The organism is Salegentibacter lacus (genome assembly GCF_020164555.1).
In the GTDB taxonomy this organism is placed as follows: Bacteria; Bacteroidota; Bacteroidia; order Flavobacteriales; family Flavobacteriaceae; genus Salegentibacter; species Salegentibacter lacus.
Map to the genome: position 1 here is coordinate 201,236 of NZ_JAIQZB010000005.1, position 23,421 is coordinate 224,656.

At 36.0% G+C, this 23,421-nt stretch carries 20 protein-coding genes; 6 read left to right on the forward strand and 14 right to left on the reverse strand.

All coding sequences use genetic code 11. The annotated features are described in order from the left end of the window. The first annotated feature begins 107 nt into the window (after positions 1-107). Entirely contained in the window at positions 108-1,190 is a 1,083-nt protein-coding gene (locus tag LB465_RS05680; RefSeq protein ID WP_224468004.1) for a Gfo/Idh/MocA family protein, read from the forward strand. Here the strand turns inward: LB465_RS05680 and LB465_RS05685 are convergent, their stop codons facing one another. The 3 genes from LB465_RS05685 to LB465_RS05695 form a co-directional block, all read right to left on the reverse strand. Then, entirely contained in the window at positions 1,191-2,297 is a 1,107-nt protein-coding gene (locus LB465_RS05685) for a sensor histidine kinase (protein ID WP_224468006.1), read from the reverse strand. Between the two features lie 9 nt (positions 2,298-2,306). Continuing rightward, positions 2,307-3,071, reverse strand: coding sequence for a LytR/AlgR family response regulator transcription factor (locus LB465_RS05690; RefSeq protein WP_224468009.1), 765 nt, complete (start codon positions 3,069-3,071; stop codon positions 2,307-2,309). A gap of 246 nt (positions 3,072-3,317) precedes the next feature. Beyond that, positions 3,318-3,872 carry a hypothetical protein gene (locus LB465_RS05695; protein ID WP_224468011.1) on the reverse strand — a complete coding sequence of 185 codons (555 nt, stop codon included), beginning with the start codon at positions 3,870-3,872 and terminating at the stop codon, positions 3,318-3,320. Positions 3,873-4,306: 434 nt separating this feature from the next. Between LB465_RS05695 and LB465_RS05700 the strand changes: the two genes are divergently transcribed. Further along, the gene (locus tag LB465_RS05700; RefSeq protein ID WP_394370921.1) at positions 4,307-5,302 is read left to right on the forward strand and encodes a GAF domain-containing sensor histidine kinase; all 996 of its coding nucleotides are present in this window, start codon (positions 4,307-4,309) and stop codon (positions 5,300-5,302) included. Between the two features lie 617 nt (positions 5,303-5,919). Here the strand turns inward: LB465_RS05700 and LB465_RS05705 are convergent. Beyond that, positions 5,920-6,360 (reverse strand): universal stress protein, encoded by a 441-nt coding sequence (locus LB465_RS05705; protein WP_224468015.1) that lies wholly within the window; start codon positions 6,358-6,360, stop codon positions 5,920-5,922. 138 nt (positions 6,361-6,498) lie between these two features. Continuing rightward, positions 6,499-7,200: a DsbA family oxidoreductase gene (locus tag LB465_RS05710; protein ID WP_224468018.1), complete on the reverse strand. Its 702-nt coding sequence runs from the start codon at positions 7,198-7,200 to the stop codon at positions 6,499-6,501. A 402-nt stretch (positions 7,201-7,602) separates the two neighbouring features. On the opposite strand from LB465_RS05710, the gene LB465_RS05715 reads away from it, so the two are divergent. Then, positions 7,603-7,968: an endo-1,4-beta-xylanase gene (locus LB465_RS05715; RefSeq protein ID WP_224468020.1), complete on the forward strand. Its 366-nt coding sequence runs from the start codon at positions 7,603-7,605 to the stop codon at positions 7,966-7,968. Between the two features lie 77 nt (positions 7,969-8,045). Beyond that, the gene (locus tag LB465_RS05720) at positions 8,046-9,689 is read left to right on the forward strand and encodes an SGNH/GDSL hydrolase family protein (RefSeq protein WP_224468022.1); all 1,644 of its coding nucleotides are present in this window, start codon (positions 8,046-8,048) and stop codon (positions 9,687-9,689) included. Positions 9,690-9,695: 6 nt separating this feature from the next. Here LB465_RS05720 and LB465_RS05725 read toward each other — a convergent pair whose 3' ends face one another. The 7 genes from LB465_RS05725 to LB465_RS05755 all read right to left on the reverse strand — a co-directional run bounded on the left by LB465_RS05725 (position 9,696) and on the right by LB465_RS05755 (position 18,978). Next, the gene (locus LB465_RS05725) at positions 9,696-10,055 is read right to left on the reverse strand and encodes a hypothetical protein (protein WP_224468025.1); all 360 of its coding nucleotides are present in this window, start codon (positions 10,053-10,055) and stop codon (positions 9,696-9,698) included. After that, complete coding sequence (locus LB465_RS05730; RefSeq protein ID WP_224468027.1) at positions 10,055-10,204, reverse strand: DUF5989 family protein; 150 nt, start codon at positions 10,202-10,204, stop codon at positions 10,055-10,057. The genes LB465_RS05725 and LB465_RS05730 overlap by 1 nt, the downstream gene beginning before the upstream one ends. Then, positions 10,205-12,007 carry a carbamoyltransferase family protein gene (locus LB465_RS05735; RefSeq protein ID WP_224468029.1) on the reverse strand — a complete coding sequence of 601 codons (1,803 nt, stop codon included), beginning with the start codon at positions 12,005-12,007 and terminating at the stop codon, positions 10,205-10,207. Between the two features lie 196 nt (positions 12,008-12,203). After that, the gene (locus tag LB465_RS05740) at positions 12,204-14,126 is read right to left on the reverse strand and encodes a RagB/SusD family nutrient uptake outer membrane protein (protein ID WP_224468032.1); all 1,923 of its coding nucleotides are present in this window, start codon (positions 14,124-14,126) and stop codon (positions 12,204-12,206) included. Between the two features lie 12 nt (positions 14,127-14,138). Then, on the reverse strand, positions 14,139-17,252 hold the full coding sequence (locus LB465_RS05745) for a SusC/RagA family TonB-linked outer membrane protein (protein WP_224468035.1): 3,114 nt from the start codon (positions 17,250-17,252) through the stop codon (positions 14,139-14,141). A 350-nt stretch (positions 17,253-17,602) separates the two neighbouring features. Further along, positions 17,603-18,322, reverse strand: a complete 720-nt coding sequence (locus LB465_RS05750; protein ID WP_224468037.1) for a DUF4982 domain-containing protein — start codon at positions 18,320-18,322, stop codon at positions 17,603-17,605. Next, on the reverse strand, positions 18,271-18,978 hold the full coding sequence (locus tag LB465_RS05755) for a glycoside hydrolase family 2 TIM barrel-domain containing protein (RefSeq protein WP_224468039.1): 708 nt from the start codon (positions 18,976-18,978) through the stop codon (positions 18,271-18,273). Before LB465_RS05755 ends, LB465_RS05750 begins: the two co-directional genes overlap by 52 nt. Before the next feature lie 257 nt (positions 18,979-19,235). On the opposite strand from LB465_RS05755, the gene LB465_RS05760 reads away from it, so the two are divergent. Beyond that, entirely contained in the window at positions 19,236-20,606 is a 1,371-nt protein-coding gene (locus LB465_RS05760) for an IS110 family RNA-guided transposase (protein WP_224468041.1), read from the forward strand. Positions 20,607-20,613: 7 nt separating this feature from the next. On the opposite strand, the gene LB465_RS05765 is transcribed toward LB465_RS05760, so the two are convergent. After that, entirely contained in the window at positions 20,614-20,850 is a 237-nt protein-coding gene (locus LB465_RS05765; protein ID WP_224468043.1) for a glycoside hydrolase family 2 TIM barrel-domain containing protein, read from the reverse strand. Continuing rightward, positions 20,814-21,854, reverse strand: coding sequence for a sugar-binding domain-containing protein (locus tag LB465_RS05770; RefSeq protein ID WP_224468046.1), 1,041 nt, complete (start codon positions 21,852-21,854; stop codon positions 20,814-20,816). Before LB465_RS05770 ends, LB465_RS05765 begins: the two co-directional genes overlap by 37 nt. Positions 21,855-22,088: 234 nt before the next feature. Between LB465_RS05770 and LB465_RS05775 the strand changes: the two genes are divergently transcribed. After that, complete coding sequence (locus LB465_RS05775; RefSeq protein ID WP_224468048.1) at positions 22,089-23,192, forward strand: glycoside hydrolase family 43 protein; 1,104 nt, start codon at positions 22,089-22,091, stop codon at positions 23,190-23,192. Positions 23,193-23,421: the final 229 nt, after the last annotated feature.

Here is a 23,421-nt window from a genome sequence, read left to right on the forward strand (position 1 = left end):
CGGGCTAAGCACTAGTAATCAGCTTTTAAAAAATAGTTAAATATGAAATTTGGCTGCTAAATTTAAGAAAGCTTGAGTAACTTTTGGGTTCAGCCAAAAACATAATTATGCAAGATCGCAGGACATTCATTAAAAAGTCGGGGTTATTTGTTGCCGCCACTACGCTTCCAATTCCCAACTTTTTGATTCCGAAGAATAAAGAAAAATTGGGTGTGGCCCTGGTAGGGTTAGGAAATTACAGCACAGGGCAACTCGCACCGGCACTTCAGGAAACAGATTATTGTGAACTAAAGGGAATCGTAACCGGAAGCCCAGAAAAAATCCCTGTTTGGCAAAAGAGATACGGTATTAAAGATCAAAATGTGTATAATTATGAAAATATGGATGGTATTGCAAATAACGACGAGATCGATGTGATCTATATTGTTTTACCAACGGGATTACACGCCCAATATGCTATTAAAGCCGCGAATACCGGTAAACACGTTTGGTGTGAAAAACCCATGGCAAAAACATCAGAAGAATGCCGGCAAATAATTGAAGCCTGTAATAAAAATGGAGTGAAGCTTTCTATTGGCTATAGAATGCAACACGAAAAGAACACACAAACGCTTATGAAATGGGCTGATACCAAACCTTTTGGTAAAATGAAAAGCTTAAAAGCGGAAGCAGGTTATTATGGAGACCCAATGAATCCCTGGAAACTGGAAAAAGAAATGGGTGGCGGTGCAATGTATGATATGGGAGTTTACCCGTTAAATGCAGCCAGATATACTACCGGATTAGAACCAATTTCGGTGAGTGCGAAACATATTATTAATAGGCCTAAAATTTTTGATGAAGTCGATGAAACCACGGTTTTTAATCTTGAATTCCCTAACGGAATCACTGCCGATTGCAAAACCAGTTTTGGCGAGAGTATGAATAACCTTGAAACCGATTGTGAAAACGGATGGTATTACTTAAGGCCTTTTCAGTCTTATTCCGGTGTGAAAGGTAAGGCTAGCGATGGAACTATTTTGCCACCATTTGGAAAAAACCAGCAGGCAGTGCAAATGGATGATGACGCCCTGGCAATTATTCAGGATAAACAAGTTATGGTTCCGGGAGAAGATGGTTTAAAGGATATTATCATTCTTGAAAAGATCTATGAATCTGCCAGTAAAAACGGGGAACGTCTAAGTTTATAATTAGGTCTTAGAAAAAGGAATTTTTATTAGGGTTTCGACACCTACTTCTTTATTACGAATCTTAAATCGAGCTTTTTCTCCATAAAGTGTAAATAAGCGATCCCGAATATTAGAAATTCCAACACCTTTATTTAATAAAGCTTCTTGCTTTTCAGTAAGCGGTTTGCCATTATTATAGATATTAAGCACAAGGTAGTTTTTCTCCCTGAAAATATTAATTTCAATTTTAAGGTGAATATTATGATAGGAATAACCGTGTTTCACCGAATTCTCTATAATGGGTTGTAAAATTAAAGAGGGCACCAAACGATCTAAAAGGCTTTCATCTATTTGCTTTTCAATCACCAAATGATCTGAAAATCTGAGCGTAAGAATATTTAAATAATAATCCATCATTCGTAATTCCTTTCGCAAACTCACTTTATAATTCTCACCACTATATAAAATCTCCCGAAGCAGGTCACTTAAATCAGCAATAGTATCCTGGGCTTTTTTAGCATCCATTTCTACTAAAGCCGATATGGAATTAAGCGTATTAAATAAAAAATGTGGCTGAAGTTGAGAAGATAGCATTTTCATACGGGTGTTGACAAGTTGAGATTCCAACTGTGTTTTTTGTTTTTCAGCCTCTTTTACCTGCTTCAAATAATAATAAGTATAGATGATGAAAATCATCGCAAAATAGATGAGAAAGTTGAGGTCTATTACATATATCATGCGGTCCAGGCTGGCCTTTAAGCTGTAATCGGCAAAAGTCATACGGCCCAGCAAAATTCCGTGTAGATCGAAAACAAAACGAATTACAAATCCTATTAAAATTGAAAATATAGTATGCAGTAAAAAGATCCTGGTCCAGGAATAATTCTTATTCAGTAAGCGTTTAGTACTTATGGCTACGAGGGTCATATAAGTTACTACGATAATCCAGTCTATAAGGAGGTTGTGAAAAATAATATCATGCCAGGACTCCATAATTTCCTGAAACATATATGCCCGCATGTAAGCAAGTTTGGCAATGTATACTAGATTGAATAGTGTATAAAAAGCGGCTAAAAGCAAAATAAGCTTTACATCTATATATTTATTCTTTAAGGCTGAAAGAGTCATCGTTTAGGTTTATATACCGAGTTTATCAAACAATTCTTTTTTATTGGATTTACTGATGCGCAATAATTTATTGTCTTTCATTCTAACGTCTACTTCAGAAAAGTCTGAATGAACAATTTCCTTGATATGATCAAGATTGATGATGGCCGAACGATGAATTCTGAAAAAAGAGTGGTTCTTAAAAAAATCACCCAGGTTGCTTAATGAATCCCGCAACACATATTTTTTATTTTCAGTAAAAATTTCAGCATAATATCCCGAAGCACAGATATAATAAATATCTACAGGTTTTAACAAAATAGTTTTATTTCCCTGCCTTACCGGCAGTTTTAACGGGAGATTTGAGGTTTCCTGGTCATTATTGTAAACGTCAAATAAAGCCTTTAGGCGTCTTTCAAAATTACCCTGAGCTTCATGATGCGATATATTTAGTACCTTTTTTATGGTTTTAAAAAAACGTTCGTCCCTAAATGGTTTCAGTAGAAAATCAAAGGCATCTACATCAAAAGCTTTTGTGGCGTAATTATCATAAGCAGTTACAAAGACAACCACTGGTTTTGGGTTCACATTAAGCTTCTGCAAAACTTCAAAACCATTCATATCTTTCATACTAATATCAAGAAAAACCAAATCGGGTTTGAGGTTATTAATCTGCGCAATAGCCGATTTCCCATTTGAACATTCTCCTAAAACTTCAATTTCGTTAACTTCACCCAGCAGGTTGAGCACTCTTCGCCTCGCCAATTCTTCGTCGTCTACAACAAGTGCTTTCATAATGCTAATATTAGATATTTACCCATGTGAATTTAAAACTATTTTTTCTTGTTGTATATATTTTTTAATTCTAAGTGACTGAAAACAAATAAACTGAATAATATGAATACCCTTAATTTTGCAGTGAACGGTTAAATTTTTGAAGTAAATACATCTTTATTTGCTTTAAGCATATAAAAAATGCCTGTAAAAGTTTTGAAGCCCTAGCTTACCCCTTACAGACATTAATTTTAGAATCTATGGAAACTACATTCCCGCAAACCGCTCTTCCCCGATATTTTTAGGATCAATTTTAATAATTTTCGATTTATTGTTTTTTACAACTTTAATTCGGTAAAGCTCTTTGTCTACCAGATTCCTCTTTCCTTTGGCTTTATAACTATTCTTCACCATACTCCAGCCTTCGGTTTGTCTCCATAATTGGTCTCTTACCGCACGAGGCAAAGCAACATCTTTAAATAGCTGCCTGGTTCGGTTTAATTCTCCATCTTTTGAATAATTGGCTTCAAGAAAGCCTTTATCAGTTGAGAAACGCACCAGGTAAGAATTATAATCCTTATCTTTTACTTCTTCAATAAAGTTAGAAATATCAAAATAAGATTCCATAAAAGCCAATGGGTTCTCAGTGAATTCGGCAGCAAAACCATCGTTCACTTTATAGCGATATTCATCTGGATTATCGGTTTCAGTCAGAACAATTGGAGAATAAGCAATCTTAGTTTCTTCCAGTTCAGTAATTCTCTGAGCGTAGCTACTAAAGCTAAAGCTCACAAGCATCAAAATAACGACTAATGTTTTCATAACAATTAAATTTTAGGATTTATAAACGGTTTAGGTACAAGCTTGTATTTAATTATATCCTAAAGTTAAATAGCAATACAGGTAAAATAATCAGTAATGATCCAGACTACATTTTTTTGATAATGAGCAGGTAGAAATTTGATATAAAGCCCCAGGGCTGACTTGTAACCTTTTTAGGAATCAAAAATATTTACTAATTTTATAAGCTTTTTACACTCAAAAATTTATACCTATTAAGACTTCCACTACGCATAAAAATTATAAAGCTGACGTTGCAAACATTAATAAAATCCCGATCGTCTCTCAGCTATTAGACATAGTTTGCCTTAATACGGGAATGGGCTTCGCAGCGATTGCACGCGTTACTGAAGACAAATGGATCACCTGCGCCAGTAAGGATGAAATTTCATTTGGCTTAAAACCAGGGGGATGAACTGGAAGTAGAAACTACACTTTGTGAGCAGGTACGCCGAGAAGAAGAACCAATTTATATTGATAATGTAGCAACCAGTGAAACTTATGCTAAACATCCTACCCCGGCTATGTACGGGTTTGGCAGTTATATCTCGATACCGCTTTATAAAAAGGATGGAAGTTTCTTCGGAACGCTTTGCGCTATAGATAAAAAGGCAGCCAACGTTGATAACGAAGAAGTTAGAGGAATGTTTCAACTTTATGCTGATCTAATAAGTTTTCATCTTGAAGCGATTGAAGAGAAAGAAAAGGCGATAACAGAGCTTGACGAAGAGCAACATATAGCCGAATTGCGCGAGCAATTTATAGCAATCTTAGGGCACGACCTTAAGAATCCTATTGCCACCACCAGAATGAGTGCTGAAATTCTTATGAAATTTAGCAAGGAAGATATTGTAAAACGCAATGCCGCGCTCATTAAATCTACCAGCATTAGAATGGAAAATTTAATAGATAATCTTCTGGATTTTGCTCGTGGTCGATTAGGGGAAGGTATCAAATTAAATAAAACAAAGGATTTTGGAAAGCTAGAAAATATTCTGGAGCAGGTAATCAACGAAATTAAAACCATATCTCCCAATAGAGATTTCTCTACAAATATTAGAATTAAAAATCCTGTTAACTGTGATCCTGATAGAATTGCACAGTTATGTTCTAATCTCTTGGGAAATGCTGTAACCCACGGCTCTCTGGATAATCCTATAGAACTTGAGGCTGTTTGTGTTAACGGGGAATTTAAATTGGAAATTACCAATAAGGGGGCAAAAATCCCAAAGAAAGTAAGAGAGAAATTATTTGAACCTTTTTATCGTATTGAGGGTGAAGAAGCTAAACAAGGTTTAGGGCTTGGGCTTTATATAGCTTCCGAAATTGCCAGAGCTCACCAGGGAAATATAAATGTAAAATCTTCAGACAAAGAAACGATATTCAGCTTTGTCATGCCTGCACATAACTAAGCCGGAATGCCAGAATTTAAAAGATTATTTGACACTAAAATATCAAATTTAAGGTTCCCAACACTGCAAAGATAGCCGCAATTACGATCCACGCGAGTATCAATAAAATAAAGAGTTTGGCCAGAAAATGGAAACCGGACGTGGCTGTTTTATAATTCTCGATAAAAATATAAAAAGGATTCATAGCACAAAAATTAAGGTTAGACATAGAACCTTTGGATAAATTCGCTATAAATAAGTAATGGTATAAATCTGAAACGAAATTTGCTTTGAAGCTTTAATCCTTCAAAAAATGATTAGCCTCAGAATTTTTTAAAGGTAATTTCATACCATATTCTTCTATATATTTTTGTCCAAAAAAGTTCAACATTAATTTAAGACTATAAATACATTTTTGGTATAGGGGAAATCCCTGCTAATTAATTTAAAGTTAAAAATAGAGTGCAGATAAAGCAAAAAATATCACAGTTTTAAAAGGAATGAAGTTACTAATAAGGCGGTTGAAACCCCCAAATAGAAGGAACTCGATTGAAAACGGGAAAGGACAAAACACTTCGCCAAACACTTAAACTTAGCTTTGACATTTAAAGATATTTTGGCTTTTTATTGTTAACTATTTACCCAAGCGGAACCGCCAGTAATGGAATTTTAAGTTCATCTATAAGATCTTTTTTCTTATTGGAAGTAAACAGACCATAAACTAAATTTCTTTTTTTATGCCCTGCAACTACCAAATCAATATTACACTCATCGACTAATTTTTTGATAGATTTAATTCCTGAACCTTCAATTAAACGACCTTCAACTACTATATTATGCTCTTTAGCCACATCATCGGCCCATTTTTCTATGGTAGCTTTTTCTACCTTTCGCTCTTCAGCTCTTTTGTCATACACATATTGAGGTCCGGCTTCCCTGGCAAGAAAATCATCAGGATCTGCTTCGGTAACATGAATTATCCAGATCTTGGCATTATTGAGCTTTGCAATTTTAACCGAGTGAGAGATAAGTATTTCGGCATCTTTTTTATGGTCTACGGCTACTAAAATATTCTTCATGTTGTGGTAGTTTAAGAAACTAAAATAGGAAAAAATTAAATGCTTCTAAAATATTTCGTTATAAGCTTTAATTATTCAGATACTAAATTTTTATTTTTTTGAAAGCAAGACAATAGAGCTTTTTATATAACTTATTTTTTAATCACAATTACCATCAATTGAGCAGGAATCGCCTTCTGAAACCTTTAACTCATCTTTCTTCGGTTTAAATTCATCCCATGCTTTTTCCATGGCTTGTAAAAAGGCCTCTAAGGGCTGCGCTCCCGAAATAGCATATTTATCATCTACAACAAAAAAGGGAACCCCTCTTACCCCTATATTTCGTGCCTCCATTTCATCTTGTTTCACTTCATAAGAAAAAGCATCAGATTCCAGCGTATTTTTTACTTCATCGGCTTTCATTCCAACCGACGTCCCGATTTCCTGTAAAACTTCAGAATCATCTATATTTTTTGATTCTTCAAAATGAGCCTTAAACAGCGCTTCTTCAATTTCATTTCCAAGAGCTTTTGATTTAGCCAATTGAATAAGCCTGTGCGCCATAAATGAGTTGGCCGTCACCGAAGTTTCCAGGTTAAACTTCAACCCAACTTCAGCAGCCATATTGGTTGCGCTGCTAAACATTTCTTTTGCCTGAGCTTCGCTTACACCTTTTGCTTTAACGAAATACTCCAGCGTGCTTAAATTTGGATCTGTCTTAAGATTTGGATCAAGTTGGTAACTTTTCCAGTCTATTTCTACCTGATTATTCTGCGGAAATTTTGCCAGAGCGGCTTCAAATTTTTTCTTTCCTATGTAACAAAACGGACATCTTACATCTGACCATATTTTAACTTTCATAATGTTTTTTTCTAAAATTAGACTTCTGCGGGCTATTCACCTCCACTGCCCTCCTGTTCCTGATAGTAATTAAGATACCGATATTGTAAATTGGCATTGAAGTTTCCGCTATTATCGCTAAATTCTCTCAAGGCAGATTTGGGGGTTTGATATTAATATAAAGCATGTAGGGATTTGCTTTTATCGATTCTTTAATAAAGAGCTTTTAAAAATAGGAAAAAAATTAAAGGTATGGCTGAAGATGCCTAAAAAGAAGGGATATTTCAGAAAAAACTACAGCACTACGGAATTCCTTAAACATCTCTTCCTCAATTGTTATAATTTCGTATTATTTCCAATTTTTACGATGTGTTTTATTCATAGCCTGCAGTAGTGATGATGATAGTGTAACCGATCCTATTGTTGGCGGACATACCGAAGGAGGGATGCGGAGAAGATATACCAGATACCGGAGATGATGATTACCCATTAACTTATAATGCTTCAGCATTACTTAAGAATTCAACAAGTTTCCCAATTGGCAATATTGTTTCTGCCTCAAAACTAACTTCTAATAATACAAATAACACTGATTTCAAAAAGGTTTTGGAACGGAAATACAATAGTATTACTGCAGAGAATGATATGAAAATGGCGAACTTCTTCCTGGGGCCAGATAATTACGATTACAGTGATGGTGATGAAATTATAAATTATGCTATAGAAAACATTAAATCAAGGAAAAACATATTCAGATTAGGAATCAATTTAAATATTCTAAATAAGTAGAAACTCTAATTATATCGCTTTCGATTTATTATCTTGGTTGAAATTTTATGGTTTAAATCGACAATAACTGAATGCTTTTGAAAAAAAAAACAGTATTTAAGCTAATCGCTATTGGTCTCCCATTGTTTTTAATTCTGGTGGTAGAGATAATACTTAGACTTTTTGGATACGGTGAAAATTATGAACTTTTTAATAAAGTTATTTCTGAAAATACTACGGAATATTATGTAATGGATTCCGACATATCTAAAAAATATTTTAAGAATACAGGATTTCGTTCCGATAATCAATCAGATTTGTTCTTAAAGAATAAAACTGATAATACATTTAGAATTGTTGTTCAGGGAGCATCCACAATAGTAGGTTTTCCTTTTTATAGAAATGGTTCCTTTCCCAGGTTGCTAAAACATAGACTATCACGAACTTTTCCTGAGAAAAATATAGAAGTAATAAATACTGGAATTACCGCTGTTAATTCCTATACACTATGGGATTTGACGGATAGAATAATTGAACAAAATCCAGACCTTGTAATAATATATGCGGGACACAATGAATATTATGGAGCATTAGGTGCAGGATCAACTGTTTTTACAGGTAATCATCCATTTCTTGTAAGGGGCTATTTAAAGTTAAAAAACTTACGTTTCTTTCAATTATTAGAAAATGCCTACTCCCAGATTTTTGAATCTGTAGATGATACTGGTTATAAAGTTGGAGAAACAACACTGATGGAGGTGATGGCCAGGGAACAGCAGATCCCTTATAACTCAGAAATTTATCATGCTGGTATAAATCAATTTAAAAGCAATTTTGAAAAAATCATATCGAAATATCAAGGCAAAGATATTCCTGTAATTTTATCAACGCTCGTATCAAACGAGAAAGATATTCCCCCATTTATAAGTGATGATTTGGCCGAAGATGAATTTAAAGAGGCTTTAGAGAAAGATAAAACGATAACTTCTAAAATTGCTGAGCATAATGCCAAAGCCGCTTACAAATTGGGGCAATTTTATATTAATAAGCAAAAGGATTCTGCAAAAAAGTACTTCCATATTGCTAAAGAATTAGATTTACTTAGGTTTCGAGCTCCGGAAAAAATAAATGGAGCCATTATCGAATTATCAAAGAATGAAAATGTGCATCTGGTTGATACAAAGAAATTGTTTAGGGCTAAATCCCAAAGTGGATTTATCGATAATGAACTGATGACAGAGCATGTGCATCCCAATGTAAAAGGTAATTTCATCATAGCTGATGCTTTTTATAACAAGATAAAGCAACTACAATTTATAGGCAGATGGGAAAATTTTATTCCTTATGATAAGGCATTCCAGGACATCCCTATAACTCGCATAGATTCTCTTAAAGGAAAGTTTATTGTAGATGATCTAAAACAATCCTGGCCCTATGATTTAGAAATGTCTGGAAGGAATCCGGTAAGACTGTATCATTCCATTCAAAATCCCACTTACGAAGAGAGAAAAGCAATCAACCTTTACTCTGGTAGAGAAAAATGGGAAGATGTAATGAGGGAGGCCTATCATACTTATAAGAATGAAGGTGATTTTGAAAATGCTCTTCGAGTGGCACAATCCTTAATTTCTGAATTTCCTGAACAGTCAAAGGTATACGAAATGGCCGGGAATATGTGTATGGAGATGGATAAGGTAGATTATGCCAAATTTTATTTTGAAAAAGGGGATAAACTAAAATAAGAGCAGTTACCAGGGTTTATTAATATCCTCACTGGTAAATAAATGATTCCTTTTATGAAAATATGAATCACCCTCTTGTTTTTTTAAAATTTGATTTCCCCCAAATAACCTTTGCAGAAAAGATAACGGAACTAAAAAAAGATAAAAGCAAATGAACATTAGAACATAGTTCATTACCAGAGCCAAATAATTAGAAAAACCAAACCAAATTTGGGCTATAATCAAGGTGACTTTAACTGAAATTATTGGAATTACCAGCAATGCTACTGATAAATAAATGAGCCATATCTTTTGATAAAACAAAAAACAAATTAGCGCAGCTAACGCTAAAACAATTATGGTTTCAAAGGCTTTTTCTTTCTTCATTAAAATAAGCTATAAATAAAAGGCGCTAAAGCAGACCCATTTGTAAGAAATATTAAACCTCCTAAAATCCCAAAAATTAAAATCAATGGTACCAACCACCACTTTTTGCGTTCCTTTAAAAAAAGGAAAAATTCTTTTATAAACTCCATCTACTTTACAATTAAATAATTCTCTATCACCAAGATATCCATCCCTGAGTTCATAAAACAAAAATAGGCATTTTCTGGAGTATTAACTATGGGTTCATCTTTAACGTTGAAACTTGTATTAATTATCACACCATTTCCAGAAACTTTTTTATAAGCTTGTATTAAATTCCAAAACTTTGCATTCGTACTTTTTTTCACAACTTGCACCCTGGCAGAAAAATCTACGTGGGTAATTGCAGGGAGTGTGGATTTAATAAAATTTTGTTTTTCTTCAAGACTAAGCTCATCAAAATTATTTGGTAATTCATTTACCAGTGATTGTTTAAGCTCATTAGTAAACAACATATAATAAGATTGTTTTCCTTGCTTAAAATAAGTGCCATAATCCTCTTCACACACTGCCGGGGCAAAGGGTCTGAAACTTTCTCTAAATTTAATTTTTAAATTGAGCTTAGACTGCATACCTCCATCAGTTGCATCTGCCAAAATACTTCTATTACCTAATGCTCTTGGACCAAATTCCGTCCTTCCATGAAACCAACCAACTACTTTTTTTTCAGCGAGGTAATTGGCGGTTTTATTCATTAAATCTTCTGATGATTCAAAGTAATGAAAATTGCATTTATTTTTTCTCAGCATCTTTTCAATTTCGAAATTCGAAAAAATAGGACCCAAATAATTATTAAAAGGTTTATTCAAACCATTAAATGTCAAATCTGACTTAAGGTAATTAGTTATCAACGCAGCTCCTAATGCACCGCCGGCATCTCCTGGGGCTGGTTGGATATAAATATCCTTAAAGATTTTCTGGTGATATAAAACAGAATTAGCAACGCAATTAAGAGCTACACCTCCTGCCATACATAAATAATCGGCATTTGTTTGCTGCTTAACGTGTTTTATCATCCTAATTAACACTTGCTCTAAAACTTTTTGTGCCGCGAATGCTAAATCGGCATGTATTTGTGTTAGTTTTTCATTTGGTTCCCTCTTTTTAAATCCAAATAATCTTTCCCATTTTTTTGGATTCACCATCCTTAATCCAACGGGAAATTCAAAATAATCTCTACTCAACTTAATTGAGCCATCTTTTTTGATATCAATTAATTCCTCTTCTATAATGCCAATAAATTGTGCTACTCGATCAGATTGCTTATTACTGTAAGGAGCAAGTCCCATCATTTTATATTCGCCCCTATTCACTTCAAATCCCAGGAAATAAGTAAATGAAGAATAAAATAAACCTATTGAGTCTGGAAATTGTAATTCTCCTAATATTTCTATTCCATCTTCACCACAAGCAACTCCATAAGAGGTGGTAGCCCATTCACCAACGCCATCAACTGTTATAAAAGCACTTTTTTTAAAAGGGGAAGTATAGAATGCACTGGCTATATGAGATAAATGATGCTCCGGAAAAACTATGTCAATTTTTGAAAATTTAAAGTCTTTATTTATTTGCTTTAATCTTTTCCTTATAATCTGTTTAATAAAAAGTTTTTCTTTTAGCCAAACAGGCATAGCTTTAACAAATGATTTAAAACCTCTTGGCGCAAAAGCATAATAGGTTTCTAAAAGTCTTTCAAATTTCAAAAAAGGCTTATCGTAAAATGCAATAGCATCGATATCGGATAGACTAAATCCAGATTCATTGAGGCAAAATTTAATGGCTTCTTCAGGAAAAGAAGCGTCGTTTTTTATTCTGGTAAAGCGTTCTTCCTGAGCAGCGTATAAAACTTTTCCATTAAAAATAATGGCAGCAGCCGAATCATGATAATATGCAGAAATGCCAAGTACTTTCATTTAAATTAAGCAGGCTAATTGTTAAAGTAAGTTAGTTGTATTCAAAGTTACTTTTCTGGCGCTATTTAAGCCGAATATATAAATAAAAAGGCTGTCTAATATTTCAAGACAACCTTTTCATAAAACCGAATTACTTTGACTAATTCAAGAAGTAAAATTCGTATTTAAAAATTTATATTACATCAAACACTATATATTAATATCCAGGATTTTGATATGCATCCTTTTCAGCTTCAGTCATATCCAAGTCGTCTAACTGGTTTTGAGGAATTGGCCTTAAGTAATGAAAATCTTCAATAGTTCTGGTAAATTGTTCTGGATCATGGTCTGTAGCGGCATTTCCTGCAATAGTATAAGTGCCAGCAAGTTCAGCCCATTTTTGGGTACGCACCAAGTCATACCATCTTATCTGCTCACCAAAATATTCTCGTGAACGTTCTGCTAAAATATAGTATATATCAATATCAGTTGGGGTTGCAGCTACCAATTCATCACTAAAATCCTCAATTCTTACTTCCTGTTCACCATTATCAAAACGCCAATTTCCAGCACGAGCACGAATAACATTTATTAAATCGTAAGCAGAATAACTTCCAGATGCACCTTTTACTGCGGCTTCGGCAGCTATAAAGTAAAATTCAGAATACTTAGCTATCGGGAAAGGACGGGTTAATGCCCCGTTTGGTTGTCCCAAACCACCTTGACTATCGGTACGATAAGTTCCCAGCTTCCATAAACCTGGATAAAATCTTCTGTTGATTTCATTTGGGTTTATAACATAATCAGATCTACCAGGAAGCTCTCCACCTCCAATACTAGCCCCGTCTACATAAGCTACGTTCGGGTTATATTCATCTAAGAATGAAATAACAGCATCACCGGGTGCTATTTCCATACCATTGGCAGCTGTTATAGTTGGTGCTTCAACGCCACCTTTATCCCAGTTCCCTCTATAACTAGTTACAAATGTACCATCATAACGAGAATCCATATCTTTATTATCAAAAGTCTCTGTAAGCACTTCGACTGGGGGAGCCATACGAGTCCAGGGTCTACCATAGCTTTGAGCTGCTTCACGTTGCACCGCTGCAACACCATCAACACTTATTGTGGTATAGTTAGGTGTAACCATCCAAACGGCTGTATTGGCACTACCATCAGTCCCACTCCATCCTAAATCTGCTCCATTATAAAGTTGGCTTTCTTCTGTTCGATCTGCATATAACATCCATTCGCTATTGCGATCATTGGATCCCAGGTGTACATCATAATAATATTCCTGTAAAGCATAAGGCCCTGGACTTTCAATTCCTTCAACAGCTAGATCATAAGCTTGCTGGAAATACCATTGTGCATCATGTCCATCAGGATCTGTTCTGGGCGTTTCTGGATACGTAGGAATATTATTTGGATTCTCTAACCACCATGCATAAGTTAAATAGGCTTTCGCTAATTTCAACCTGGCTACATTTTGCGTAACGGTTCCAGTTAATCTAGGATTCACAGGAAGATTTTCAACGGCTGTAATTAAATCTGGAAATATGGCCTTAGTGTATACTTCAGGTACCGTATTACGTACTGAGGTTCTAACTGCAGAATTATTAAATGCTAATTCTCCTGAACCTAAATCCAATGGCATACCACCATATTGTTGAACTAATATGAAATAGTTAAAAGCACGGAAAAATCTGGCTTCCGCAACTAGAGATTCATTAACTCCAACCGCCTCAGCATTTTCGATAATTCCATTGGCTGTATTAATAGCAGGAAAGGCAGTATTCCAGGCAATACCGGTTACATATGTATCTGATTGGATAGGAGCACCCTGACCCGATAAATCCGGAGTTATAAAGTTATTATCAGCACTTTGGGCAAAGGTATATTCATCGGTCCCGGTTTCCAAAGCACTATAATAATAGGCATGACCGTATAAGTACCTCATATTTTCGTATAAAAAGGTTATTCCACCCTGGACACCTATTTCAGTTGTGAAAAAATCTGGAGTAAAAACACTCCTTGGTTTCTCTTGTAGTATATCTTCTGAACAAGATGCAAAACCTATGAGCAATACCATTGACAGCATCGCAAATAGTCTCATTTTAGATTTAATGTTTTTCATAATTTTCATATTTTAAAATGTAAGGTTTAATCCTAACAGATAATTTCGTGTTGAGGGCACATTTGCTCCTATCGTAGGAATACCTGCGGAAACATTTCCGAGATCTCCTATAGCAGAATTCCGATCTCCTTGCGAAGAGTTGGTAATCTCTGGATCTAAGCCAGATTCATCATGAAAAGGTGAAAAGAATACAAACGGATTCTGCGCAGAAGCATAAATACGTAAATTTTTTATTCCAATATCCCCAATGAAGTCCTGGTTAAAATTATATCCTAAGGTTATGGACCTAATTTTCACATAGGAGGCGTCAAACAAACCTAAAGTACTTCCATATTTTTGATTATCGCCACTTTGTATTCCTCCAGGTGCAGGAAATCTGGCATCTGTATTTGTAGGTGTCCAATAATCCACATCAACATTATTTTGTCTTCCGGTTAGTAAATTTAAGTAACCTGCAGATCCATATAGTGTACTATAAACAAGTCCCCCGTTTTGGAAGGTTCCAACCATATTTAAATCAAAATTTTTATAAGCTAAACGCGTATTAAAACCACCTTGAAAATTGGGTGTAGGATCCTGTATAACTCTATCATCAGGATTGATCGCTCTAACCGGTGATCCGTCATCATTAAATTCTCCGGTGTATCTCACTCTTACCATTCCGGCGTTACCACCTGGCTCGTAAGTATCCAGGTATTGAAAATCTGGGTCTGATTCATTCCAAAGTCCAACTTTTTCGTAATCATAGATTACGTTAATGGGTGAACCAACAAACCAAAGCTGTCCTTCATTTCTAGTCTCTCCAGAAGCTAAAGAAACAATTTCATTTCTATTAGAATAAAGATTTAAACCAGCATCCCAGGTAAAACCATCTGGATTATCTATAATAGTACCATTAAGGGTGATTTCGTAACCTTTATTTTGTGTTTCTCCAATATTACTGGTTACACTGCCTACACCAGATGTTGCGGGAAGTCCCAAACCATATAATACATCATTAGTATTAGTAATATAATATTCTACAGAGCCGGATAAGCGATGGTTAAATAACCTGAAATCCACTCCATAATTGTAAGTTTCTGAAAACTCCCAGCCTAAATTAGGATTAGGTAACTGGTTCACAAAATAACCCGTAGCAAAGTTACTACCAAAGTTATAATTTCTTTGAGCTAACCTTCCTTGTGTAGAAAAAGGGGCTATTGCCTGGTTAGAGGTTTGCCCGTAACCCGCACGAAATTTCAAAACATTAACAGCATCAACATTTTCCATAAAGGCTTCATTGGCAATATTCCACCCGGCGGAAACTGCAGGATAAGTAACCCATTTTTTACCGGGTGCTAAACGAGATGAACCATCAGAACGTACTGTAGCAGTAAAGAGGTAACGATCATCATATTGATACATAACCCTCCCCATATAAGACAGTAATCCGGTAGCTGAATAATTGGTTCCAAAACCTAGGATATCTTCTGTAAGAGCTGAATCTAAATTGTACCATAAGGATTGTTCGTCGGGGATATTTCGAACGGTTAAGCCTACGTCATCATATTCGGTATGCTGAGCTGAGAATAATCCTACGAAATTTACCTTATGTTTATCAGCGAAAGTTCTGTCAAAAAGTAATTGGTTCTCAACAACGTAATCTCTTGTATTAGAACTGTTGTAACTTGCAGATGAAGGATTGTTGGGATTAAAGCTGAATACTCCCTGACCTGTAAAATCCCCATCTCTACTGGCACGGAAATTTAAACCGCCATTAATTCGAAATTTCAATCCCTCAACCCAGGGTATTCTAACCTGAGCATACAAGTTATTATAAGAACCATAATCTAATTGCTGGTTTTTTCTGCCATCCCCAATTCGCTCTATCTCATACCTGGTAGGAATCCAAAGATCATCAGATTGAGTTTGAAGTCGAACGGGTGTTACGAAATTTCCATCTTCACCATAAGGACTTAAAAGAGGTGATGCAGCCAGTGCACCAAATACACCAACGACACTACTTGTTTTATTGAAGTTCATTACCGAATTTAAGCCAAAACTGAATAAGGAACCAACTTCCTGATCAACCTGAGCTCTTAATGTAATCCTCTCAAAAGAATCATCGGGTACAACAGAAGTTTCTTTAAAGTATCCCATTCCAACATTATATGAACCTGATTCCGAACCACCCCTCACACTAAAATCATGGGTAGTTTGAAGGCCTGGAGCATATAATAGGCTTTGCCAATCAGTATTATTTGCAGGGTCTTCATCTCCTGCCAAATCATAAATTGGAACTCCATCATTATTAGCTGCAACGTCAGCTCGCAATTGTGTTAGCTGAGGTCCATTCATCATAGGGTACTTAGCAAAAACCTCCTTTGTTGCATAGTACGTGTTATAAGAAAATGTTGCTTCTTGTCCCTCTTTTCCTGATTTCGTAGTTATAAGAATAACACCATTTGCACCTCTGGAGCCATAAATTGCTGTTGCAGAAGCATCTTTAAGTATATCAAGACTTTCAATGTCATTCGAATTAATATCACTTAAACCCCCAGCAAAAGGAATACCATTAAGCACGACTAAAGGATCATTATTTCCTGAGAGCGAACGAGCACCACGAATACGAACTTGTGGTGAGGCTCCAGGCCTGGTGCTAGTTGTTTGGATATTAACACCAGCTGCACGACCTATAAGGGCTTCCTGGAAGTTTGCTGTCTTCACTTCATTCAACTCCTCTCCTTTTACCGAAACGACTGAACCTGTTACCGATTCCCTACTTTGTGTACCATAACCCAGAACGACCACTTCATTAAGAGATTCCAAGTCTGTTTCCAAAACTACGTCAATATCGGTACGACCTTGAATACTGACTGTTTCCGTGAGGTATCCTATATAGGAAAACACCAGATTTCCATTTGGAGGTACGTTACTAATTTGGTAAACTCCATCAAAATCAGTTGTAACACCTTTATTTGTTCCCTCGAGAACTACAGTAACCCCTGGAACGGGACCTGTTTCATCAGTAACAGTTCCTGAAACTGATATTTCCTGAGCATAGATTGAACCTGTAATCAACAAGAAAACAGGTATTAACAGAAAATGCTTCATACTTAAACAATAATTTAATAACGTTTCTTTCATCTTTTCGAATATTTAATCATTTGAGTGTTAGTTTACTTAATTTTTAAAAAACAGGTTGTAAATTTTCTACAATGATAAATATACAAGAAATCATGTTTTGCGCAATCGTTTGCGTTAAAAAATCTTTAAATTTATTTAAAAAATCATAATATTAAAATATAAAATCTTGAAAATCAATATTTTAAAATGTATATTTTTAACGAATACGATTGATTTTTAATTGCAAAATGAATAGTTGTTAGCGGTAATTATTCTATTCTTGTTATTTTTAAAGGCTAGAAAATCTTAAAAAAGTAAAAATGCACCCGTTAGAGTGCATTCCTAATACTATTGATATTTAACTTAGTCCACTAAGGCATTCTATGGACTTCTAAAATCAATTTGCCTGAGTCGAGATTTTGAGAACTTACCTTAAGTGAAAGTTTATCCTTATCCTTTGCATCCTTTTTAGCCTTGATTATCACCAGAGCTTTCCCATTTAAAGCTTTTCTTTCTTTACTTATAAACGATGCAAGATCTGCAGGATTTCCGTTGTCGGTGGCTACTATTTCCCCCGGTCCAGACAATTCAAATTCCAGTTTACTATCAGCAGTTGGAACCAATCTCCCTTTGCTATCAATTATATTTACAGTTACAAAGGCGAGGTTCTTTACATTAGTCTTTATTGCTTCTCTATCGGAAATCAATTCTATTTTCTCAGGATCCCCTGTAGTTACCACCGAATCTTCCGCCCATTCTTTGCCATTTTTATAAGTTACCACTTCCAATTTACCAAGCAGGTACTCTACTTCGTCCCACCTGAACCTATATTCAAATTCCCCTTTTTCCCGTCGGCCTAAGGAGTTTCCATTTAAAAATAGCTCAGCTTCATCGGCCGAAGAAAAAACGTGTACAGGTACATTTTTTCCAATTCTATTTTTCCAATTCCAATGAGGAATAATATGAGCCTTTTTTAAATCAGGTCTCCATCTGGCCTGATATTGATAAAACCTGCTTTTCTTAAATCCGGCAAGATCGATTATTCCAAAATAGGAACTTCGCGCCAGATAATATGGGCTGGGCTCACCCAAATAATCCCATCCGCTCTATACAAATCCTCCACCAACAAACGGATTTTATCTTTAGCCTTAAAAACCTTATCCGGCGATGAATCAAATTCTACTGCATAGATACCATAATCACTTACATATTTATTTTCAGAATCACCTCCAAGACTGTCGGTAACCAGATAACTTATGTCTTCATGAACGGGAAAGAGAAATTCACCCCGAGTACTTAAAGCTGCAGCATTTTCGCTGCTAAGAATTAATTTATCGGGTAATCCTTTATGAAATTCAGCATATAAAGGTTCAGTTCTAATTCCATCTAAATGAGCGTGCGCAGGTGTATTTCTTATACCTTCACCCTGATAATTCAAATTAATTACATCTGGAACTTGGGCAAATGGCATATCCGGTTTGGCAAAATTCATTGATACCGTTGTTGGACGGGTAGTATCTTCTTCTTTAACTATTTCATTTAAAAGACTGGATAGTTTAGCTCCCTCTTCCCCGGTATATTGTTCCCCAACTTCATTCCCGTAACTCCATAAAATGATGGAGGGATGGTTCCTGTCCCTTCTTATAAAAGCCCTTAAATCCTGCTCGTACCAGTCCGGAAAAATTAGGTGAAAATCAAGCGGTGTTTTCTTTCGTTCCCAAACATTCCCCACATGAAGAAACTCCATTAATTTCTTCGGCTAACGTGGAGCAAAATATCAGCTTTCTGTATTAAATTTATTGGTGACCCTATGTGTGGCCGCTTTTTAAATTGGCGCTTGAAACAAAGCCCGAGAAACATTCTGGTCGAAATGTAAAAAAGCCCCTGAAGTGGTTCAGGAGCTTGTTGATAATTTCAGTGGTGCCCCTTTTTGGAGAGCCCGTTCAGAATATTGTTCAAATCAAAGATACATTTCCTTAGGGTCTTTTTCTAAAATATTCAATTATGGGACGAAAAAAACTTTCTATGGAAATCATTAATCCCAATGCAGCGGGGATTGATGTTGGCAGTCGCTCACATTACGTGGCCGTGGGGCAATTGCCTGGAGATGTAAAGGAATTTGGTGTGTATGCCGAAGAACTTACCGCACTTGGAGTATGGTTAAAATCAAAAGGAATTACAACTGTGGCAATGGAATCTACAGGTGATTACTGGCAAAACCTGTTTGGGGAGCTTGTTAAACAAGGTTTTGAAGTTGTCCTGGTCAATGGAAAATTTACCAAACACGCTAAAGGGAAAAAGACGGACGTAAAGGATTGCCGGTGGATCCAGCAGCTGCATACCCTAGGGCTTCTCTCTGGGAGTTTCCTTCCAGATGAAACTACAGAGAAGCTTCGCACCTATTGCAGACAGCGTGGGAACTGGGTAGAGCAGGCAGCTTGCACCACTCAGAAAATGCAGAAGTTCCTCAAGTTTTTGAATTTCCGATTGGATGTAGTGGTTAATGACATTTGCGGCCTTACAGGACTTGCGATTGTAGGCGATATCTGTAAAGGGAACCTAGACCCCGAAAAACTTGCAAAGCACCGGCATTACAACTGTAGAAAGTCAGAAGAAGAAATAGCCAAGGCATTGCATGGTAATAATAGAGAAGATTATCTATTTGGTTTAAAGCAAGAATACGAGACTTACCTGTTCCTCCAAAAGAAGATTGATGAGTGTGATAAGCAGATGGAAAATTTTATCAATGCAGAGCTCAAAAAGTTCCCAGCCAAAAGAGCTTTGAAAACTACTGAAAAACCATACAAGAGGATCAATAAGAATGCTCCTAAAATTAAAAACCTTAACCAGATAGCCTATCAGTATTTTGAAGGTGTCGATTTATTTACCATAGAAGGCTTAAGTCACGCTACAGTAGTATCCATTATGAGCGAGATAGGACCAGAAGGGTTTAAGAAATTTGAATCTGCCAAACACTTTACTTCCTGGTTAAGACTAGCACCAAACAATAAAATATCTGGAGGGAAAATCTTGAGCCATAGAATACCAAAAGGAAGTAACCGGCTAAAAATAGCCTTCAGGCAAGCAGCAAATTCCATAGGAAATCTAAAAGACACCCATTTGTCTAATTTTTTTAAAAGGGTAGCCTACAGAAAAGGTAGAACTGCAGCAGTCTCAGCCACAGCCCGAAAACTTGCGGTAATAGTTTGGAACATGATGGTGAAAAAAGTTCCATATCTTCCACCAACAGAGTATTTGTTCCTTGACCAAAAGCGGAAATTAAAGATGGTGGCAAGGCTAAAGAAAAATATAGCTAAATTGGAACTCAAACCAGAAGATCTGGGGTTTTTACCAACCTTAATACAAATCAACTAATTTGACGTTAGTCAGAATCAAAAATTTCATGAACTACCAGGAATCCCATTTCATCCGTTAATTCAAGGAATTCTGAAGCCGGAGGATTGTGAGCCATTCTTATAGCATTTACACCCATTTCCTTTAGAATTTTTAATTGACGCCGGGCTGCTTCAATATTAAAAGCTGCCCCCAAAGCACCCAGGTCATGATGTAGATTAACACCCTTTATATAGAAGGCTTCTGGCTGGGAGGTGGTCCCCATAGTTTTGGGTTCTGAATGTTTATTTTATCTTTTAAAATTTCAGTAGAATTAGCATTCAGGTTTAATTTCACCTCATCAAATTCAGCAGTAATAGCATTCTTTCTTCCCCCATTTTCATTCAACTCGTATAATTTATTTTCAACTGATATTTCAGCATCATTATTAGAAACATTATCAATAAAAAGATTTAAATTAATACCTGCTGAATTTTCAGTAATATTTTCACCCGTAACGAAAGTTCCCCATTTGGCTATGTTAATAGGGTTCTTTTTGGTCAACCAAACATTTTGATATATTCCTCCACCGGGATACCAGCGTGAAGAAGCCGGTGGATTATCTACTCGAATAGCCAACTGGTTTTCACCGCTCTTCAAATACGTCGTTAAATCTACCTGCCAGGAAGCATAACCATACGGCCATCCACCTACGATTTTTCCGTTTAGCCAAACCATAGCGTAAGACATAGCACCATCTATTTCCAAGAAAATCTGTTTTTTAAGATCGGCTTCTGAAATTTCGATGCTTTTTCGGTACCAGCCTACACCGGGGCTTGGCAAGCGTCCCATTCCACCTCCTACTTCTGCATCCTCTCCTTCAAAAAAAGGCCCTTTTATAGCCCAGTCGTGCGGCAAGTCTATAGACTCCCAATCGCCATCATTATAATCGGGCTGGATAAATGGAAAATCAGGGAAAGGTTCTCCCCTGGGTCTGGAATGTTTATCTTCACCATCCTTTAAAAATTTATTACCTGTAGGTAATATCCAGGGTTTTAAAACTTTTGCTTCACCGGTAATTTCTTCAGCTTCCGTAGGCTTAGCATCAGCATCTTTTCCGTCTTCATCATCTTCAAATTGAGGCCGCACATCGTAGATTAAGCTATCAACTTCAGCTGCAGAATCATATTTAAAAAATTTCCAATCCTCATTTAGTAGTATTCTTTCCCTTGGTTCGGCACTGGTATTTTGACCTTGAACAAAATTGCCACCACCAATTAATAATAACAATATGAAAATTTCAAATTTAATTTGTTGGAAAATCACCGTTACAGAAAGATTTATTGAATGATTAATAAAGGTAAGGGTTTAATTAATTAACGCAACCGTTTGTGTTAAATTAGCTTTTTTAACAGGTCTATTTTTGTTTAAAAAACTATTTTACAGGGGATATTATCCAAATTAACTTACGAATACGATTGATTTTTTTATATTTTTACCCAAAACATTAAAACCAACTTTAAAATGAAATTAAAACAAAGCCTTCCAATTTTATTACCGGCCCTTATCGCCTTTGGGTGTAAGGACAACAACAAACAGGAGGAAAAAGACGAAGTAGCTGAAGATTCTATAGCCCAACAAGACACTATTAGATATCACTCAGAACCACTAATTACCGATCATTATACTGCAGACCCTTCGGCTCATGTGTTTAAAGATAAAATATATATTTATCCATCACACGATTGGGATTCTGGAGAACCTGAAATGGACGACGGAAATCATTTTAACATGAAAGATTACCATGTTTATTCTATGGAAGATCCTAACGGCGAAGTAACCGATCACGGGGAAGTTTTAAGCGTTGAAGACGTAGCCTGGGCAAAACGCCAAATGTGGGCTCCTGATGCTGCCGAAAAAGACGGAAAATACTACTTATTCTTCCCTGCTAAGGATAAGGACGATATTTTTAGAATTGGAGTTGCTACGGCTGATAATCCAGAAGGTCCATTTAATCCTGAAGAAGAACCAATTGAAGGTAGTTACAGTATAGATCCTGCGGTTTACAAAGATACCGATGGTGAATATTATATGTATTTTGGTGGAATTTGGGGAGGCCAGTTGCAACGTTGGCAAACCGGCGAATTTGCCGAAGAGGACGAATATCCAGCTGATGATGAACCGGCACTTAGACCTAAAATCGCTAAAATGAGCGATGATTTATTAAGTTTTGCTGAAGAACCAAAAGATGTTGAAATATTAGATGAAAACGGAGAACCGATTACAACAGGTGATAATGACCGTAGATTCTTTGAAGCCGCCTGGGTACATAAATACAATGGTAAATACTATTTCTCTTATTCTACCGGAGACACCCATAACATTGCTTACGCCATCGGCGACAGCCCTTATGGTCCTTTTACTTATCAGGGAGTAATTCTAGAACCGGTTGTAGGGTGGACAAACCACCACTCTATAGTTGAGTATGAAGGAAAATGGTACTTATTCTACCACGATAGTTCGCTTTCAGAAGGAAAAACATACTTAAGAAGTATGAAAATGATGGAAATTGAATATGATGAAGATGGAAAAATTAAAACAATGCAGTCTTATACTGAAGTAGACTAAAGCAAGTTTATTTTTTAAGAAGAGGTGCTGGTAAGTAAATTATTAGCACCTCTTTTTTTGCTTGAATCTTTATCACTTAGCATATTTTAATTAGGCCACCCTAAATCGAGTAGGAAGATAGGGATTAATTCCCTATCTGTCCTCTCACACCACTCAGCGTACGGATCCGTACTGAGCGGTTCCCTAATTTACGTTCTAACTTTAAGATAATAATCCAGCAGAAAAGGGT